This is a genomic window from Bacillus sp. SN1, from assembly GCF_002796895.1.
GTDB lineage: Bacteria > Bacillota > Bacilli > Bacillales > Bacillaceae > Bacillus > Bacillus inaquosorum.
The window spans coordinates 257,004-271,095 of record NZ_PHIE01000004.1 but is presented as its reverse complement, the minus strand read 5'-3'; the positions used below and the strand labels follow the sequence as shown (position 1 = coordinate 271,095).

Genomic DNA, 14,092 nt, shown 5'->3' with positions numbered 1-14,092 from the left:
CGCTTTTTTGTTTAACCGCGTCCTGCCTGGAATGAAGGATATTGTGTCATGCCGCCGTCTGCGAATAACGTGATGCCTGTGACGTAGCTGGCTTCCTTCGAAGCAAGCCAGGCTGCTACTGCGGCGATCTCCTCCGGTTCGCCGATATATCCCATTGGAATCATGCTTTCTACATCAGCTTTCTGTTTAGGGTCAGCGAATTTTTCAGCATTGATTGGCGTGTTGATCGCGCCTGGCCCAATATTATTGACGCGAATGCCCTTCGGCGCGTATTCCAACGCCAATGTTTCTGTCATCAGCTTTATCCCGCCTTTACTTGCCGCATAGTGGACAAATAACGGCCAAGGAATCACTTCGTGCACACTGGACATGTTGATGACATTTCCCTTGATATCATTTTCTACGAAATATTTAATCGCTTCACGGCTTCCTAAAAAGGCGCCTGTTAAGTTCGTGCCGATGACCTTATCCCAATCCTTCAGGGGCATTTCGTGAGACGGCACAGGATTTTCAAGTCCGGCATTATTAATCATAATATCGAGTGTGCCGAACTCTTTAATGGCAGTTTGCACGATATTTTTTACATCTTCCTCTTTCGTGACATCACCTTGGACAATAACGGCTTCACCGCCCGCTTTGATGACCTCTTCTTTTACCTCGTTCGGGTCCTGTTTATCACTATAATAGTTGATGACCACTTTTGCCTGCTCCTTGCCGAAGCGAATGGCCATTGCCTTTCCAAGCCCTGAAGCGGCTCCTGTAATAGCAACGACTTTTCCTTTTAAATCTGGATACATATACATCCTCCTCAATTGTTATGAATTTGTTTTGGCAATTCCTAAAAATACAGCGGCCGCAATAATCAGGGCAATCCCGATGGCAATCGCAATGAGCTGGCGTTTTGTTTTCTTTTCACGCAGGATGAAAATGCCGCCGAGCGTAGAAATGACAATTCCCATTTGCGAGAGAGAAAAGCTTGTTGCGACGCCGACTCTCGGCTGAGAAATAAACAAAAACATATTTCCGCCTGCCCAGATTAAGCCTGGGAGAATATTTCTGATCGCATACTTGTTAAAGGGTTTATGCTTGTAGGTTAAAGCAACGCCCCCAATCACCATCCCGATCGCCTGCGGCAAAAGAGCCGACCAGCCGGACACATTGAACAATCTGGCGACGACTACATAAACCAAATAACCGAGCGTCGAGACAAGAAGAATCAAGATACCCTTTTTTAAGTTGCTTGGCTCTCCCTCTTTCCTGTCTTTCTTATCTTCCAATGACGTGAGGATGATTCCCACAATGATAAAGATCAGCGCGAGAATGCCAAGCGTAATCGCAATCGGTGTAGACCATTCGCGGAACACGATCACACCGAACAGCGAGGTCGAAACGAGCTGCATTCCGGTGGAAATCGGCATTGTTTTGGACACACCCATCAATTCAATGCTTTTCAGCTGGTTGCTCTGTCCAAGGGACCAAAATAAGCCGGATACGATGCCAACAATAAAAATGCGCAATGACAGAACGGGCTGAACAAAAAAGTAAATCACGATAGAAACAATAAGCGCTCCGATCGTTGTTCCCAGTGTCTGGCTGTACGGCCCGCCGCCTAATTTCACATTGAAGAGAACAATGCTCCCCCAAAACAAAGCCGGGAGAAGAGCCAATAATAAATCCATTGTTGGGGAACCTTCTTTCAAAATGTATTTGCTGTTATTTTGGCTGGAATTATTGTGTTTATTCGCCAGAACAACAAAAAGAGCTGCCGGAAGATCCGGCAGCTCTCAGGAGCTTGCATTCTTTTACAAACCGATGGACATATATTTTGTTTCAAGGTACGGCTCGATACCTTCCGAACCGCCTTCACGGCCGATGCCGCTTTCTTTCATTCCGCCGAATGGGGCTTGAACCGCTGACGGTCCGCCGTCATTCCAGCCGATAATGCCATACTCAAGATTCTCGGAAATATAGATGCCGCGGCGGTAGTTTTCTGTGAAGAAGTAAGCAGCCAAGCCGTACGGTGTATCGTTGGCAAGCTGAATTGCTTCATCAATATCAGAATACGTGACGATCGGTGCAACCGGGCCGAATGTTTCCTCGTGCATGATATCCATGGACGTATCGACATCGGCGAGCACTGTCGGATTGACAAAGTAGCAGCCTTTGTCATCGTTTCGGTCATACGTGCCCCCAGCGAGAACTTTCGCTCCTTTTTCAACGGCATCATCAATTTGGCTGATGATTTTTTCAAAGCCTCTTTTGTTGATAATCGGGCCGACATTGACGCCTTCTTCAAGTCCGTTTCCGACTTTAAGCTTAGACACTTGCTCGCTCAGTTTCGCAGCAAATTCATCTTTGATGGATTCATGGACGATTAGGCGGTTAGCACACACGCATGTTTGGCCCGCGTTTCGATATTTGGACACCATCGCTTGTTCAACGGCAAGGTCAATATTGGCATCCTCATCCACGATGAGCGGCGCATGTCCGCCGAGCTCCATAGAGATGTGTTTCACAGTGTCCGCACTGTTTTTCATGAGGATTTTCCCTACTGGCGTTGATCCTGTGAACGTGATTTTACGGATTTTCAGGCTGCTTGTGAACACATTCCCGATTTCTTCTCCGTCGCCAATCACAACCTGAAGAACATCCTTCGGAATACCCGCTTCATATGCGAGGCGCGCAAGCTCATATGCTGACAGCGGTGTGTCCGGTGCCGGTTTGATGATAAACGTACAGCCAGCAGCAAGAGCAGGCGCCGCTTTGCGTGTAATCATCGCATTCGGGAAATTCCAAGGCGTGATGGCGGCAACAGGGCCGACCGGCTGGCGTGTGACGACAATTCGTTTACCGGTTGTCGGAGCAGGGACCGTTCTTCCGTACACACGCTTGGCTTCCTCTGCGAACCATTCGATATAGCCTGCCCCGTACAGTACCTCACCGACTGCTTCCTGATACGGTTTTCCGTTTTCCTTTGTAATTAAATCTGCAAGTTCTTCTTTATGCTCAACAATCAGCTCATACCATTTTTTCAAAAGAGACGCTCTTTCGTTCGCTGATGTTTTAGACCATGTTTTAAACGCTTGATGTGAACGTTCAATGGCTTCTTCTACTTCTTTGGCCGATTGCTGAGGAATCGTTTTGATCTCCTCGCCCGTAGCCGGGTTGTAGACCGTTAATTGATCTGGCATATTGAACATTCCTTTCTTTTCATGATTACTTAAAATGATAGCAGACACAGCCGTTTTCTTTCCAATGATTAAGCTCGCAGGCCTGCCTCCAAGATGCTGAACCCTTCATTCAGAAGACTGTCTGAGATGACGAGCGGCGTCAGAAAGCGGATGATATTGCCGTTAATTCCCGCAGTCAGCAAAAGCAATCCGTTTTGATTCGCATACGCCGCGATCGCTGCCGCTCTCGCTTTATCAGGCTCACGCGTGTCAGGATCCTTGACAATTTCGATTGCCGCCATTGCCCCGAGTCTGCGGATGTCACCGATGAACGGGAATTCTTGTTTCCACTCATACGCCTTGTCTTCAATGATTTTGCCAATTTCTTCAGATCGCTCATTCAGCCCTTCTTCTTCAATGATATCCAATACAGCCAACGCCGCCGCGCACCCGAGCGGGCTTCCGGCATACGTGCCGCCCAGCTCCCCTGGCGCTGCTGCATCAAGCATTTCCGCACGGCCGATCACACCGCTTAACGGCAATCCCGCTGCAAGTGATTTAGAGACCGTGATCAAATCAGGCACTACATCAAAGTGCTCAATCGCGAAATAAGTACCGGTTCTGGCAAATCCGGTTTGAATTTCATCAGCGACAAAGACAATGCCGTGTTCCTTGCAGAATGATGCGACGTGCTGCACAAACCGTTTTGAAGGAATGATAAAGCCGCCTTCCCCCTGTACAGGCTCCATCACAACACACGCTACCGTTTCAGGCGCGACTGAAGCGATAAAGAAATCATTGAACGCTTGGATGATCATGTCGTCATAACTTTCATCACTCATGCCGGCCGGCTTCTGATAATAATATGGGAACGGCGCTTGATAAACCTCTGACGCAAAAGGGCCAAAGCCGAATTTATAAGGTTTGACCTTGCTCGTCATGCTCATCGTCATATTCGTGCGCCCATGAAATCCGCGTGTAAACGAGACAACCCCTTGGCGCTTTGTATACTTTCTCGCGATTTTCACAGCATTCTCTACCGCTTCCGCCCCTGAGTTCAGGAAGATCGCTTTTTTCTCATGGCTGCCCGGCGCAATCCCACACAGTTTTTCCGCTAATTCGATATAAGACGGGTACATCATGACATTGAAGCCCGGGTGAATCAGCTTCTCCGCCTGCCGCTTCACAGCCTCAACCACCTTCGGATGCGAGTGTCCGACGTTTAACGTTCCGATGGCCCCTGCAAAATCAATAAATCTCCGGCCGTCCAGATCATACAGCTCAGCCCCTTCTCCTTTTACCGCCAGACTGCGGTTGCCGTTGCTCACACCTTTTGATACGAATTGATCCCGTTTTCGCTGCCACTGGGCAGTCGTAATGCTTGCTGTTGTTTGACTCATGTGAATGTCCCCCTGTCGCCATTTTCTTATCATTCTGACTTCTTTTTGGTATGATGAAAAGTACCAATTATAACTTTTTGATGGTATCAGAAGGAGAAGCCGCATATGGACATCACAATCACACTCGACCGCTCAGAACAAGCCGATTATATTTATCAGCAAATTTATCAAAAGCTGAAAAAAGAAATCCTCAGCCGCAATCTGCTTCCACACTCAAAGGTTCCCTCCAAACGGGAGCTGGCTGAAAAGCTGAAGGTCAGCGTAAACTCAGTGAATTCAGCCTATCAGCAGCTGCTGGCTGAGGGATATTTGTACGCCATTGAGCGAAAGGGTTTTTTCGTTGAGAAGCTGGACATGTTTTCTGCCGAGGAGCACCCCCCATTTGCACTGCCGGATGACCTGAAAGAGGTTCACACAGATCAGAGTGATTGGATTTCGTTTTCACACATGAGTTCTGATACAGACCATTTCCCGATCAAAAGCTGGTTTCGCTGCGAGCAAAAAGCGGCCTCCCGCTCATACCGCACGCTCGGCGATATGTCGCATCCACAAGGAATATATGAAGTGAGAGCGGCCATCACCAGGCTCATTTCCCTGACGCGGGGCGTAAAATGCAGGCCGGAACAAATCGTCATAGGGGCAGGCACACAGGTGCTCATGCAGCTATTGACTGAGCTTTTGCCAAAGGAAGCAGTGTATGCGATGGAGGAGCCCGGTTACAGGCGCATGTACCAGCTTTTAAAACATGCCGGAAAACAGGTGAAAACGATCACGCTGGATGAAAAAGGCATGTCGATCTCTGAAATCAGCAGACAGCGGCCTGATGTGCTGGTGACGACCCCGTCGCATCAATTTCCGGCCGGAACGATTATGCCTGTATCCAGAAGAATTCAGCTGCTGAACTGGGCGGCCGAGGAGCCGCGCCGCTATATTATTGAAGACGATTATGATAGTGAATTTACATATGATGTAGACAGTATTCCGGCGCTGCAAAGCCTCGACCGTTTTCAAAATGTCATCTATATGGGCACCTTTTCAAAGTCCCTTCTCCCCGGCTTGCGGATCAGCTATATGGTTTTGCCGCCTGAGCTATTGAGGACATACAAACAGCGGGGATACGATCTGCAGACATGCTCGTCTCTTACGCAGCTCACCCTGCAGGAATTTATCGAGTCCGGAGAATATCAGAAGCATATAAAAAAAATGAAGCAGCATTATAAAGAAAAGAGAGAGCGCCTGATCACCGCTTTAGAAACAGCGTTCAGCGGAAGGATTACCGTAAAAGGGGCAAATGCGGGACTGCATTTTGTCACCGAATTTGATACCAGTCGCACCGAACAAGACATCCTGGCACATGCCGCCGGCCAGCAGCTTGAGATCTTCGGAATGAGCCGATTTGATTTGAAGGAAAACAAGCGGCAAACGGGCAGGCCCGCTCTCATTGTCGGCTTCGCCCGGCTGAAGGAAGAAGACATTCAGGAGGGTGTCGAGAGGCTTTTCCGCGCTGTTTACGGACATGAAAAAATCCCCGGTACAGGGGATTGATTCACCAGCGGTCCTGGTCCACATTCAGCACGGCATCAAGCAGGCCCGGAAACGCCTTTTCAAGGTCTTCAGCCCGAAGCGAATAATACCGGCGCTTTCCTTCTATGCGAACTTGAGCGATGCCTGATTCTCTCAATACTTTAAAATGATGTGACAAAGTCGATTTGGCAACCTGTACATCCGCACAGGTGCCGCACGTTTTTTCTTTCGCTTCAGCTAATTGCTTGACGAGCTCTAAACGAAGCGGATCACTCAGTGCGTGAAGAACCTTTGTCAGCTGCAACGTTTCTGTTTCTGGATGGTTTGGAATGTTCATGACACAAATGTATCACACAACAATTAGAATGACAATTTTACTATTTAAGGGTTTTTCCTTTACCTCATTTTAAATACATGTTACAGTTAGTTCGATGAAATTCGAACAATAATCAGTATAACGATGGAGGAGATTGACATGATCGTATTACAAGCTTATATCAAAGTAAAACCAGAAAAACGCGAGGAATTTTTGAGCGAGGCGCAATCGCTTGTTCAGCATTCAAGAGCTGAGGAAGGCAACACGCAATACGACCTATTTGAAAAAGTAGGCGAAGAAAATACATTTGTGATGCTTGAACAATGGAAAGATGAAGCGGCGATGAAATTCCACAATGAAACTGCGCATTTCCAAGGATTTGTAGCAAAAGGAAAAGAACTGCTGAGCGCTCCTCTTGATGTTGTCCGCACAGAGCTTAGCGAGTAAGGAAAGGGTGTCCCATATGAATGAAGTCATCAAATCATTAACAGACCACCGCTCGATTCGCAGCTATACAGATGAGCCTGTAGCTCAGGAACAATTGGACCAAATCATACAAGCAGTACAATCAGCCCCATCTTCTATCAACGGGCAGCAAGTGACTGTAATCACAGTGCAGGATAAAGAGCGCAAAAAGAAAATCTCCGAGCTGGCAGGCGGACAGCCTTGGATTGACCAGGCTCCTGTTTTCCTGCTGTTCTGCGCAGACTTCAACCGGACCAAAATCGCGCTTGAGGATCTGAATGATTTCAAAATGGAAATCACAAATGGCTTAGAATCTGTTCTTGTCGGCGCAGTAGACGCTGGCATCGCCCTCGGCACAGCGACAGCAGCGGCCGAATCACTCGGACTTGGCACGGTTCCGATCGGTGCGGTTCGCGGAAACCCTCAAGAGCTGATCGAACTGCTTGAGCTTCCGAAATACGTGGTCCCTTTATCCGGCCTTGTCATTGGCCATCCTGCCGACCGTTCAGCGAAAAAACCGCGCCTTCCGCAGGAAGCAGTAAATCATCAGGAAACATATTTAAATCAAGATGAGCTGACTTCTCACATTCAAGCATATGATGAGCAGATGTCTGAATACATGAATAAGCGGACAAACGGAAAAGAAACAAGAAACTGGTCACAGAGCATCGCTTCCTATTATGAGCGCCTGTACTATCCGCATATCCGTGAAATGCTTGAGAAACAAGGATTTAAAGTTGAAAAATAAGTCTCACCCGGCCTGTCGGATTTTCCGGCAGGCCTTTCGATTGTCCGGTTAAAATCCATTGACTTCTATTTAGTTTATTTGGTAAAATTTTTTCATTGTTACTCATTGGTTTTCTGTGAACCAATGGGTTTTCTAATGTTCAAGAAAGAAGGAAGCCATGAGATGCTTGATAAAAAAACTGATATCTTGTTAGCTGCGCGAAAGCTTTTTTCGGAAAAGGATTTTACGTCGGTTTCCATGCAGGCGATCGCAGAAGAATGTAAGATGTCAAAAGCTTCGATATATAAGCTGTTTCAATCTAAGGAAGATCTGCTTTTGGAGCTGCTGTCATTTAACCAGAAACAAATGGTGGCCGCGGCATCAAGACTTCAGGAAAATACCGCGCTGACACCGGAGGAACGTTTGATGCAAAAGGTCAAAATGGAGCTGGAAGGCTTCAGGCGAAATCAGCAGTTTTTCAATATGCTGACCTACGGAAACCCCAAGCTGCATAATAACCGGGTCAAACAGCATATCCATCAGACCAGATCAACGATTATCTGCTGGCACCGCGATTCGCTGATCCAGGCTTATGGAGAAACCATTCTCCCGTTTGTGTGGGATTTGGTCATCATTCTTCACGGCATGATGCGTGAGTTTTTAATGCTGATCAAAATAGAGGAAAAACCGCTTGAGCTTGACCCGATTGCAGAGTTTATCATCAGCACCCTCAATCAGATTGTCAAAAACAAGGAAACCCGGCAGTCTCTTCTTCCGCAAGAAGCCATCGAGCTTTATATTCATTCAGCATCCTCCTACAAGCCAAAGGATAAATCAGCCCTATTGTCGGAAAGCCTGAAGGAATTACATAAAGGCATCTCTTCCCTGCCCACCGCGGACTATGACGTAGATGAACTGACATCAGCAGCCGCCATGCTGGAGGAAGAAGCGAAGAAGGAAGAACCCCGCGCTTTTTTGCTCAAATCACTGATTGGCTATCTGGAACAAACCGGTGTTTTAACACAGCCCGTTTCGATGTTAAAAACACTGTTAATTACTTAGAGAAAAGAAGGGATATGTATTGAACACAAGTATTGAACAAAAACCTTTTAACCGTTCTATCATTGTCGGCATTTTGTTAGCCGGGGCGTTTGTCGCGATTTTGAATCAGACGCTGTTAATTACTGCACTTCCCCATATCATGAGGGATTTCAATGTCGATGCCAACCAAGCGCAATGGCTGACCACTTCATTTATGTTAACCAACGGAATATTAATTCCGATTACCGCGTTTTTAATTGAAAAATTCACGAGCCGGGCGCTGCTCATTACAGCAATGAGCATTTTTACTGCCGGAACTATCGTCGGAGCGTTCGCGCCGAACTTCCCGGTTCTGCTGACAGCGCGTATCATTCAAGCGGCCGGAGCCGGCATTATGATGCCGCTCATGCAGACCGTATTCCTGACGATCTTTCCGATTGAAAAGCGCGGCCAGGCCATGGGTATGGTCGGATTGGTCATCTCGTTCGCGCCTGCGATCGGACCGACTCTTTCCGGATGGGCAGTCGAAGCTTTCTCTTGGAGATCACTGTTTTATATCATTCTTCCGTTTGCTGTGATTGATTTAATTCTTGCCAGCATCCTGATGAAGAATGTGACGACTTTAAGAAAAACACAGATTGATATTTTATCAGTTATCCTATCGACATTTGGATTCGGCGGCCTTCTGTACGGCTTCTCAAGCGTCGGCTCTTACGGCTGGACCAGTTCAACCGTCTTGATTTCACTGCTGGTGGGTGTCATCGCACTGCTCCTGTTTATCACAAGACAAATGAAGCTTGAAAAACCGATGCTGGAATTCCGCGTCTTTACGTTTGGCGTGTTCAGCTTAACAACACTGCTCGGAACACTTGTCTTTGCATTATTGATCGGTACGGAAACCATCCTGCCGCTTTATACACAAAACGTCAGAGACGTCACAGCTTTTGATACAGGGCTCATGCTTCTTCCGGGAGCCGTCGTGATGGGCTTCATGTCACCGATTATCGGCAGAATCTTTGACCGTGTCGGCGGAAGAGGCCTGGCGATTGCAGGTTTCTGTATCATCTTCCTGACATCGCTGCCGTTTATGCAGCTGACTGACCATACGTCACTCGCTTGGATTGTCGTTTTATACACTGTTCGTCTTTTAGGTACCGCCATGATCATGATGCCGGTGACGACCGCCGGAATCAACGCGCTGCCGCGCCACCTGATTCCGCACGGAACAGCGATGAACAATACCATTCGCCAAGTCGGCGGCTCCATCGGAACCGCACTATTGGTTTCCGTCATGAGCAACCAGGCGGCACACGCAGGCACGACAAATGTGAAGCACGCCGCTCTGCACGGCATGAACGCCGCTTTTATCGTGGCAGCCTGCATTGCACTTGTCGGCTTCCTTCTCTCATTCACATTAAAGAAACCTCAGCGGCCTGCTGAACAGCAGCCGGCACGCTGATCATAAAAAAAGAGCCCCGCTTTTTAGCGGAGGCTCTTTTTGGTTTTACTTCTCTAAACCGTCTTTTACTTCTTTAATCATTTGCGTCATAGACTCAAGTCCGCCTCCTGATAAGTACCAAGTAGCAGAATCAAGGTAAACGACATGATCATTTTTCACTGCGTTTACGTTTTTCACATAATCGTTTTCAACAACTTGTTTAGTAGACGATGTTTCTCCGATCGCTGTACCGCGGTCAATAACAAACAGGTAATCAGGGTTTGTTTTTGAAATGTACTCATAAGAAACACTTTGTCCGTGAGTAGACGCTTTGATGTTTTTATCAGCCGGTGTTACGCCGAATACGTCATGGATTAAGCCATATCTTGATTTAGAACCAAAGGCGCTGATTTTGCCGTCGTTCGCCATAATCACAAGACCGTTTTTGTTCAGCTTTTCAGCTTTTTTCTTAAGATCTGCAATTGAGTTATCAATTGTTGCAAGTTCGTCTTTTACTTCATCTTCTTTATCAAAGATTTTTCCGATTGTTTGTGCATCTGATTTAAATGTTTCCATGTATTTCGCTGTGTCTACGCCAAGATAAATCGTCGGCGCAATTTTAGAGAATTCTTTGTAAGACTCAGATTGTCTGCCTGAGATAATGATCAGGTCAGGGTCTATATCCGCCACTTTTTCGAAGTCCGGCTCTTTTAAGCTTCCGACATCAGCATATTTGTCATCTTTGAATTTAGACAGATAGCTTGGAAGGGCTTGTTTCGGAAGGCCCGCTACTTTATCATCAAGACCGAGTTTATCTAACGTATCTAAGCTGCCAAAATCAAATACGACTACTTTTTTAGGATTTTTCGTCACTTTTGTGCCGTTTTTGTCCAGCTGGTGTTTTACTGTGATTTGCTCTTTCTTTGAATCAGAACCTTTGCTGCTGCTTGTACTTTGGTTTCCGCATGCAGAAATGACAACTGCCGTCACCAAAGCGATGAATAGTAATGCGAACTTTTTCATGCTCTTCACCTCTTCTATATATTAAGAAAAATAAACACCTATTCTTTGATTATCAATCGTCTGAATCGGGATGGTCATATCGTAGATTTCCTCAAGCACAGAGGTTTCAATAATCTCCTCAGGCGGCCCCTCTTTTACGATTCGGCCGTTTTTCAAGGCAACGATATGATCGGAGTAGACGGATGCGAAGTTGATATCATGAATAACGATCACGATTGTTTTCCCAAGCTCCTCTACCAGCCGTTTCAGCAGTTTCATAATTTCAACTGAATGTTTCATATCCAGATTGTTCAGCGGCTCATCCAGAAAAATATAATCTGTGTCCTGGGCAATGACCATTGCGATAAATGCCCTTTGGCACTGTCCGCCGCTCAGCTGATCCAGGTATTTGTCCTGAATGTCTTCCAGCTTCATATAGCCGAGCGCCTGATTGATATGAACCCAGTCTTCCTCCGTCAGCCGGCCTTGTGAGTACGGAAATCTGCCGAAGCTGACGAGGTCTTTGATGGTGAGCCTGATATTGATTTGGTTCGCCTGCTTCAAAATGCTCATTTTTTTGGCAAGCTCTTTGCTGTCGCAGGCTCCAATCTCTTGTCCGTCTATGAAAATCTCGCCGGAATCCTTTTTGATCAGGCGGCTCATAATAGACAGCAGTGTGCTTTTGCCGGCGCCGTTAGGACCGATAAACGAGGTAATTTTGCCTTTTTGAATCGTGACTGACGTCTCTTCAAGGACAACTTTCCCGCCGTATTGTTTGCTTACATTTTTGACCTCTACCATGATTTATTCTCCTTTAACAGCAAGTAGATAAAATAAATCCCGCCGGCAAAATTAATAATGACGCTCAGCGTCGTTGAGAAGGTAAACACTTTCTCAACCACAAACTGCCCTCCGACCAGCGCAATGATGCTGATGAAGACGGAGCCTGCGATTAAGTATGAATGCTTATATGTTTTCAGGAATTCTCTCGCCAGATTGACGACAAGAAGGCCTAAGAACATAATCGGCCCGACTAGCGCGGTTGAAACAGAAACAAGGATCGCAACCACGACCAGCATCTGCTTCACCACTTTGTCGTAGTCAATGCCCAAGTTCACGGCGTGCTCGCGTCCGAGCGACAGCACGTCAAAAAACTTCGTAAAACGCCAGACATAAACGCCTGTCAGCAGGAAGATGATGAACGCGAGCCATAACAAATCCGTATTGATGTTGTTAAAGCTGGCAAACATCTTATCCTGCACAACTTGAAACTCATTCGGATCAATCAGCATCTGCATAAAGGAAGACAGGCTGCTGAACAGCGTGCCAAACACGATTCCGACGAGCAGAAGGAAAAAGATATTTCTCCCCTCTCCCTTGAACATGATCTGATAAAGAACAAGGGAAAACAGTATCATCAGCAGAACAGAGATGATAAAGTTGATGTTTTTATTCATGATGACAATATTCGCAGAACCGAACAAAAAGATAATGCCGGTCTGAATCAGCATGTAGAGAGAATCAAGGCCCAAGATGCTCGGCGTCAGGATGCGGTTATTCGTAATCGTTTGAAAGATCATGGTCGAAAACGCAATCGCTCCCCCCGTCAGCACAATGGCAGCGACCTTTTTGATTCGTCTCGGCAGGGTGTAATCCCAATTGCCTAAGTCATAAAACAGAAACAAGCCGATACATATCAAGGCTAAACCAACGAGCAACGCAATTTTCATCTGGTTACGCATACGCTTTTCTCCTTAACAGCATAAACAGGAAAATGCCGCTGCCGATGATTCCGACCATCAGGCCAATCGAGATTTCGTAAGGGAAGATAATAATTCTGCCCAAGATATCGCAAAACAGCACAAAAACCGCCCCTAACAGCGCAGTATGCGGCAGGCTGCTCTTGAGATTGTCTCCTCTGTAAATCGATACAATATTCGGGATGATTAAACCTAGAAACGGCAGCATACCGACAGTCAAAATGACAAGAGACGTGACCAGGGACACGATAATGAGCCCGATGTTCACAACCCGTTTGTACTTCAGGCCAAGGTTGACAGAAAAGCTTTCTCCCATACCGGCCACTGTGAATTTATCCGCATAAATATAGGCAATGATGACGAGCGGAATACTCAGATAAAGAAGCTCGTATCTTCCTTTCACGACTAAAGAGAAGTCTCCTTGAAGCCATGATGACACATTCTGGATCAAGTCATATTTATATGCGATAAATGTCGCGATTGAACTGACGATACTCCCGAGCATTAACCCGACAAGCGGAATAAAGATCGTGTCGTTAAACTTGATTCTTTCAAGGATTTTCATAAACAAGAAATTTCCTGCAAGGGCAAAGACAAACGCAATCAGCATTTTCATTAAAGGACTGGCAGATGTAAACAGCAGCAGGGAAATTAAAATGCCGAGCCTCGCCCAATCCATCGTGCCCGCCGTCGTCGGTGACACGAATTTGTTTCTGCTGATCTGCTGCATAATCAAACCGCAGATGCTCATGCTTAAGCCAGCGATGATAATGCTGATCAATCGCGGCAAACGGCTAGCAAACAGCGTTGACGCCTCTTGGTTGCTTAAATCGAAGAGATCAAGCGGCGACAGGTCTTCCACGCCGATAAATACAGATGTGACTGCTAATATGATAAGTAGAATGAATAAGTAACGTAGCTTCATGCTGCCTCCTTACATCCTTACAGCAAAAAGAACGTATCTCCTACTCCGCAAGGACTCAAAACAATATGGCCATATAGTAATTGATTATCATTATCATTTACATATTACCATTTTTCTAGGGTTAGTCAATATTCTTTCAAAATATTAACCTAGTCATTTATCAATTTTACTAATAATTCTAACCATTTTCCATCCCAATTCGTAGATTGCTTACCATATTTATCATCATGGCGCATTCATACGGTTAGCATACCTGACACTTTTCCTCGTGGAAAATACAAATGTTCGTTCCGGAAAGAAATTTCCCCTTGATTTACAGAACTG

General features: G+C 46.3%; 14 protein-coding genes. 5 read left to right on the top strand and 9 right to left on the bottom strand.

Going from position 1 to position 14,092, the window contains the following annotated elements:
* Window positions 1–11: 11 nt before the first annotated feature.
* The 4 genes from gdh to gabT form a co-directional block, all read right to left on the bottom strand.
* A complete protein-coding gene (gene gdh, locus CVV77_RS15460; protein WP_019257477.1) occupies window positions 12–797 on the bottom strand; it encodes a glucose 1-dehydrogenase in 786 nt (261 codons plus the stop codon).
* 18 nt (window positions 798–815) lie between these two features.
* Window positions 816–1,679: a glucose uptake protein GlcU gene (gene glcU, locus CVV77_RS15455; RefSeq protein ID WP_003240218.1), complete on the bottom strand. Its 864-nt coding sequence runs from the start codon at window positions 1,677–1,679 to the stop codon at window positions 816–818.
* A gap of 123 nt (window positions 1,680–1,802) precedes the next feature.
* Entirely contained in the window at window positions 1,803–3,191 is a 1,389-nt protein-coding gene (gabD, locus tag CVV77_RS15450; protein WP_100275826.1) for a succinate-semialdehyde dehydrogenase, read from the bottom strand.
* Between the two features lie 68 nt (window positions 3,192–3,259).
* The gene (gabT, locus tag CVV77_RS15445; RefSeq protein WP_100275825.1) at window positions 3,260–4,570 is read right to left on the bottom strand and encodes a 4-aminobutyrate--2-oxoglutarate transaminase; all 1,311 of its coding nucleotides are present in this window, start codon (window positions 4,568–4,570) and stop codon (window positions 3,260–3,262) included.
* Between the two features lie 105 nt (window positions 4,571–4,675).
* Here gabT and gabR point away from each other — a divergent pair, with 105 nt between their 5' ends.
* Complete coding sequence (gene gabR, locus CVV77_RS15440) at window positions 4,676–6,115, top strand: MocR-like transcriptional regulator GabR (protein ID WP_100275824.1); 1,440 nt, start codon at window positions 4,676–4,678, stop codon at window positions 6,113–6,115.
* Between the two features lies 1 nt (window position 6,116).
* Here gabR and CVV77_RS15435 read toward each other — a convergent pair whose 3' ends face one another.
* Window positions 6,117–6,431, bottom strand: coding sequence for an ArsR/SmtB family transcription factor (locus CVV77_RS15435; RefSeq protein ID WP_003240210.1), 315 nt, complete (start codon window positions 6,429–6,431; stop codon window positions 6,117–6,119).
* Window positions 6,432–6,569: 138 nt separating this feature from the next.
* Between CVV77_RS15435 and CVV77_RS15430 the strand changes: the two genes are divergently transcribed.
* The 4 genes from CVV77_RS15430 to CVV77_RS15415 all read left to right on the top strand — a co-directional run bounded on the left by CVV77_RS15430 (window position 6,570) and on the right by CVV77_RS15415 (window position 10,102).
* The gene (locus tag CVV77_RS15430) at window positions 6,570–6,857 is read left to right on the top strand and encodes a putative quinol monooxygenase (RefSeq protein WP_100275823.1); all 288 of its coding nucleotides are present in this window, start codon (window positions 6,570–6,572) and stop codon (window positions 6,855–6,857) included.
* A gap of 16 nt (window positions 6,858–6,873) precedes the next feature.
* Window positions 6,874–7,623 (top strand): oxygen-insensitive NADPH nitroreductase, encoded by a 750-nt coding sequence (nfsA, locus tag CVV77_RS15425; protein ID WP_019257473.1) that lies wholly within the window; start codon window positions 6,874–6,876, stop codon window positions 7,621–7,623.
* A 162-nt stretch (window positions 7,624–7,785) separates the two neighbouring features.
* A complete protein-coding gene (locus tag CVV77_RS15420; protein ID WP_029316766.1) occupies window positions 7,786–8,664 on the top strand; it encodes a TetR/AcrR family transcriptional regulator in 879 nt (292 codons plus the stop codon).
* 19 nt (window positions 8,665–8,683) lie between these two features.
* On the top strand, window positions 8,684–10,102 hold the full coding sequence (locus CVV77_RS15415) for an MDR family MFS transporter (protein ID WP_019257471.1): 1,419 nt from the start codon (window positions 8,684–8,686) through the stop codon (window positions 10,100–10,102).
* A gap of 45 nt (window positions 10,103–10,147) precedes the next feature.
* Here the strand turns inward: CVV77_RS15415 and CVV77_RS15410 are convergent, their stop codons facing one another.
* Genes CVV77_RS15410 through yclN form a run of 4 tightly spaced genes read right to left on the bottom strand, consistent with a single transcriptional unit; the run spans window position 10,148 to window position 13,768 of the window.
* A complete protein-coding gene (locus tag CVV77_RS15410) occupies window positions 10,148–11,104 on the bottom strand; it encodes a siderophore ABC transporter substrate-binding protein (RefSeq protein ID WP_003240199.1) in 957 nt (318 codons plus the stop codon).
* Between the two features lie 21 nt (window positions 11,105–11,125).
* Complete coding sequence (gene yclP, locus CVV77_RS15405; RefSeq protein ID WP_003240196.1) at window positions 11,126–11,884, bottom strand: petrobactin ABC transporter ATP-binding protein YclP; 759 nt, start codon at window positions 11,882–11,884, stop codon at window positions 11,126–11,128.
* Window positions 11,878–12,825, bottom strand: a complete 948-nt coding sequence (yclO, locus tag CVV77_RS15400) for a petrobactin ABC transporter permease YclO (protein WP_003240194.1) — start codon at window positions 12,823–12,825, stop codon at window positions 11,878–11,880. The genes yclP and yclO overlap by 7 nt, the downstream gene beginning before the upstream one ends.
* Window positions 12,818–13,768, bottom strand: a complete 951-nt coding sequence (gene yclN, locus CVV77_RS15395) for a petrobactin ABC transporter permease YclN (RefSeq protein WP_100275822.1) — start codon at window positions 13,766–13,768, stop codon at window positions 12,818–12,820. Before yclN ends, yclO begins: the two co-directional genes overlap by 8 nt.
* Window positions 13,769–14,092: the final 324 nt, after the last annotated feature.

What these genes read in the sequence shown, in the direction of transcription:
- gdh (WP_019257477.1), bottom strand. Translation starts at nt 797, where the DNA reads ATGTATCCAGATTTAAAAGGAAAAGTCGTTGCTATTACAGGAGCCGCT.
- glcU (WP_003240218.1), bottom strand. Translation starts at nt 1,679, where the DNA reads ATGGATTTATTATTGGCTCTTCTCCCGGCTTTGTTTTGGGGGAGCATT.
- gabD (WP_100275826.1), bottom strand. Translation starts at nt 3,191, where the DNA reads ATGCCAGATCAATTAACGGTCTACAACCCGGCTACGGGCGAGGAGATC.
- gabT (WP_100275825.1), bottom strand. Translation starts at nt 4,570, where the DNA reads ATGAGTCAAACAACAGCAAGCATTACGACTGCCCAGTGGCAGCGAAAA.
- gabR (WP_100275824.1), top strand. Translation starts at nt 4,676, where the DNA reads ATGGACATCACAATCACACTCGACCGCTCAGAACAAGCCGATTATATT.
- CVV77_RS15435 (WP_003240210.1), bottom strand. Translation starts at nt 6,431, where the DNA reads ATGAACATTCCAAACCATCCAGAAACAGAAACGTTGCAGCTGACAAAG.
- CVV77_RS15430 (WP_100275823.1), top strand. Translation starts at nt 6,570, where the DNA reads ATGATCGTATTACAAGCTTATATCAAAGTAAAACCAGAAAAACGCGAG.
- nfsA (WP_019257473.1), top strand. Translation starts at nt 6,874, where the DNA reads ATGAATGAAGTCATCAAATCATTAACAGACCACCGCTCGATTCGCAGC.
- CVV77_RS15420 (WP_029316766.1), top strand. Translation starts at nt 7,786, where the DNA reads ATGCTTGATAAAAAAACTGATATCTTGTTAGCTGCGCGAAAGCTTTTT.
- CVV77_RS15410 (WP_003240199.1), bottom strand. Translation starts at nt 11,104, where the DNA reads ATGAAAAAGTTCGCATTACTATTCATCGCTTTGGTGACGGCAGTTGTC.
- yclP (WP_003240196.1), bottom strand. Translation starts at nt 11,884, where the DNA reads ATGGTAGAGGTCAAAAATGTAAGCAAACAATACGGCGGGAAAGTTGTC.
- yclO (WP_003240194.1), bottom strand. Translation starts at nt 12,825, where the DNA reads ATGCGTAACCAGATGAAAATTGCGTTGCTCGTTGGTTTAGCCTTGATA.
- yclN (WP_100275822.1), bottom strand. Translation starts at nt 13,768, where the DNA reads ATGAAGCTACGTTACTTATTCATTCTACTTATCATATTAGCAGTCACA.